The organism is Spirillospora sp. NPDC049652 (genome assembly GCF_040675125.1).
Taxonomy (GTDB): Bacteria; Actinomycetota; Actinomycetes; order Streptosporangiales; family Streptosporangiaceae; genus Spirillospora.
The window spans coordinates 1-3,631 of sequence record NZ_JBFAOF010000759.1 but is presented as its reverse complement, the minus strand read 5'-3'; the positions used below and the strand labels follow the sequence as shown (position 1 = coordinate 3,631).

The following is a 3,631-nucleotide window of genomic DNA, read 5'->3' as shown; positions in this document are numbered from 1 at the left end:
GGTCCGGCGCCAGCGCTGCCGGATGTCACGGCCGTGGGCACTCTGCGGCGCGCAGTTCGCCGACGGCCGTGCCGGACGTTGCGGACGCGGGCGCGGAGGGGGCGCGCTGCTTTGGTCGGCGGGCGGCCGGGAGTGCCGGGGGGAGTTTGGGCGGACGCGTGAGTTGTTTGACGGCATGGTCGTGGACGCCCTTGGTGCGCGGTTCGCCGTTGTTGGCGGAGGTTTCCGCTGGTGTGGGCGTGGCGTCGCGTCCGCGCTGGGAGCTCGCTACCGGCGTCCGCGTCCCCCTTGTGGGCCTCCGCGTTGTGATCGGGGTGCGGGGGCTTATTTGTCGATGTCGCCGACGACGAAGAACATCGAGCCGAGGATGGCGATCATGTCGGCGACCAGGCAGCCCGGCAGGAGTTCGGCGAGCACCTGGATGTTGTTGAACGAGGCGGAGCGCAGCTTCATCCGCCACGGCGTCTTCTCGCCGCGGGAGACCAGGAAGTAGCCGTTGAGGCCGAGCGGGTTCTCCGTCCAGGCGTAGGTGTGGCCCTCGGGGACCTTCAGCACCTTCGGGAGCCGCTGGTTGATCGGGCCCGGCGGGAGGTCGGCGAGGCGGTCGAGGCAGGCGTCGGCGAGGTCGAGCGAGGCGTACGCCTGGTCGAGCAGGCACTCGAACCGGGCGAGGCAGTCGCCCTCGGTCCTGGTCACGACCCGGACGGGCAGTTCGCCGTAGGCGAGGTACGGCTCGTCCCGCCGCAGGTCGAAGTCGACGCCGGCGGCGCGCGCGATCGGGCCGGAGACCCCGTACTGGAGGATCTGCTCGCGGTCGATCGTCCCGACGCCGCGGGTGCGGGCGCGGAAGATCTCGTTGCCCATGATGAGGCCGTCGAGGTCGGGCATCCGCGCCCGGACGTCCGCGACGGCCTGGCGGGCGCGGGTCGTCCAGCCGGCGGGCAGCTCCTCCTTGAGGCCGCCGACGCGGTTGAACATGTAGTGCATGCGGCCGCCGGAGACCTCCTCCATCACGCGCTGCAGCGTCTCGCGCTCGCGGAACGCGTAGAAGATCGGCGTGATCGCGCCCACCTCCAGCGGGTAGGAGCCGAGGAACATCAGGTGGTTGAGGACGCGGTTGAGCTCGGCGAGCAGCGTCCGCGCCCAGACCGCGCGCTGCGGGACCTCCATGCCGAGCATCCGCTCGACGGCGAGCACGACGCCGAGTTCGGAGGAGAACGCCGACAGCCAGTCGTGCCGGTTCGCCAGCACGATGATCTGCCGGAAGTCGCGGACCTCGAACAGCTTCTCCGCGCCGCGGTGCATGTAGCCGACGACCGGCTCGGCGGCGACGATCCGCTCGCCGTCCAGGGTGAGCCGCAGGCGCAGCACGCCGTGCGTGGACGGATGCTGCGGGCCGATGTTGAGGATCATGTCCTCGGTGGCCAGCTCCTTGGCGCCCGCACCGATCCCGACGGTCCTCTGCGTGGTCACGGTCCTCATCGTGCCACGGCCGCCGCATTCACGCCCGACGCGCCAAGCCTGCCCGGTGTGCGCGACGTGCGCGGCGCGGTCGGCGGAACTGCGGCCCGCCGCTTCCGACCCGGCGGGGCGGGGGCGCGGGGGTGTTCGGGGTGGTGGGGCTCGCGGCGAGGGCGTCCTTTCCGGTTGACTAGGGGCTAATGAACCCAAGCCACCATGAACGGCCGAGATCCGGCGAAGCGCCCGGCTTTCCGGATGTTCCGCCGCCCGGTCCCGACCCGCTCGTCCAGGACGCGGCAGGTGCCGGGAAGGGGCAGAATGTGATGCCCGCGCAGAATGCGCAAGGTGTGCCGCCCGGTCCGCAGGGCGCGCCGCCGGTGCCGTCCGCGCGGCAGGATCAGGGCGCTCAGCCCGTGCCGTCCACCCAGTACGGGCAGGCCGGGGAGAGCGCGTACGCCGGACGGCCTCCCCAGGGCGGGACGCTTTCGAATGGTGCCGGAGGTGCCGCGTTGTACCCGGTGGCGGAACAGCATGAGGGCGCGGCCGGGTATCCGGCGGCGGGCGCCTTCGAACCGGGCGGGGGGCTCGCGTGGTCCCGGATCTCCCCGCGCTACCCGTGGCACCGGCGGCTCGCCGCGCTGCTGCGCGCGATCCCGGTCGGCGCGGTCGGCGCGTTCCTGCTCTGGCGCGGCGGCGGGTCGGTCGCGGCCCTGCTGTGGGTCGCGGGGGTGCTGGCCGTCCTCGTGGGCTACTGGGTCGTGGTCGAGCTGGCGTACCGGTCGCACGGGTACGCCGAGCGCGGTGACGACCTGATCGTGACGAGCGGGGTGTTCGTCCGCCGCCTCATCGTCGTGCCGTACGGCCGGATGCAGTTCGTGGACGTCACGGTGGGCCTGCTGGAGCGCTGGATGGGCCTCGCGACCGTCCGGCTGCACACCGCCGCCGCCGCGACCGACGCCGCGATCCCCGGCCTCCCCGCGGCCGAGGCCGCCCTGCTCCGCGACCGGCTCGCCCGCAAGGGCGAGGAGCGGAGCATGGGCCTGTGACCACGCCGCAGGACCAGCCTTCCCACGGCGGCCCGCACGACGCGTCCGCAGGCGACGCGTCGCAGAGCCCCGCGCCGCACGACCTCGACCGTCAGAGCCATGAGCAGTCGCGGTCACCGGAAGTCGACTCGGACGACGTTGCGGCTCAGGGGCCGGCCGCAGGCGGTACCGGCCCTTACGGCCCCGCCTCGCCGGCGCCCGGCCCGCACGGCGCCGGCGCTTCGGAGCCCGGCGGGTACGGGCCTCAGGGCCCTGGGCCGCACGGTTCCGGGCCTCAAGGGGCCGGTCCTCAATGGGCGTCTCCGCAGGGGCCTGGGCGGCCGGGTGGCGGGCCGTATGGGGCCGGTGCTCAGCCTTCCGGGTACGCGGGTGCCGGTTCGCAGCCGCACGCCCCCCAGGGGCCTCGGCCTCCGATGAATCCCGGGTTCGTGCCGCCGGACGGTCGGGCACGTCCCACCTTCATGCCTCCGTATGGGATGCAGCCTCCTGCCGGCCCGACGCCGTACGGGCCGCCTGGGATGCCGCCGGTGTACCCGGCTGCCGGGTATCCGCCGCGTCCCGGCTACGCGCCGGGTCCGCACTACGGTCCGCCGCAGGGCTATCCGGGACGGCCGCCCTACGCGATGCCGCCCTACGGCTACCGGCCGCCCCCGCCTCCTCCGCCGGTCCGGTTCTCGGTGGGGACGCATCGGCTGCACTGGGCGACCGCGCCGCTGCGCGCGGCCGCGATCATGATCGTCTACTTCGTGCTGCTCGGGTTCCCGCTGCTGTTCACGCGGACGGAGGGTGGGGCGTCGCTGTCGTTCAGCCCGGCCGTCCTGCTCCGGTTCCTGATCGCGTCGCTCATCGCGGGCGTCATCGCGGTGGGGGCGGGGCTCTGGGGCTGGCTGGGGCTGCGGTTCTGGGTCGAGGGGGACGACCTGGTCGTCCAGAACGGGCTGCTGCGGCGGGCCGTCCGGCGCATCCCGCTGTCCCGGATCCAGGCGATCGACGTCGTCCGGCCGCTGGTGACGCGGGTGACCTCGCTCGCCGAGGTCCGGGTCGAGCTGGCGGGCGGCGAGCAGAGCGAGATCGCGTTCCGCTACCTCGGCCGCCGCGCCGCGCAGGACCTGCGCGCCGAGCTG

3 protein-coding genes are annotated in these 3,631 nt (G+C 73.8%); 2 read left to right on the top strand and 1 reads right to left on the bottom strand.

All coding sequences use genetic code 11. The features are described from left to right. Positions 1-324 precede the first annotated feature (324 nt). A complete protein-coding gene (locus tag AB0J52_RS32075) occupies positions 325-1,482 on the bottom strand; it encodes an NADH-quinone oxidoreductase subunit D (RefSeq protein WP_500186551.1) in 1,158 nt (385 codons plus the stop codon). A 497-nt stretch (positions 1,483-1,979) separates the two neighbouring features. On the opposite strand from AB0J52_RS32075, the gene AB0J52_RS32070 reads away from it, so the two are divergent. Together AB0J52_RS32070 and AB0J52_RS32065 are read left to right on the top strand one after the other, a co-directional pair. After that, on the top strand, positions 1,980-2,507 hold the full coding sequence (locus AB0J52_RS32070; protein WP_500186550.1) for a PH domain-containing protein: 528 nt from the start codon (positions 1,980-1,982) through the stop codon (positions 2,505-2,507). Positions 2,508-3,025: 518 nt separating this feature from the next. After that, the coding region (locus AB0J52_RS32065) for a PH domain-containing protein (protein WP_500186552.1) at positions 3,026-3,631 on the top strand (606 nt) is incomplete at its 3' end.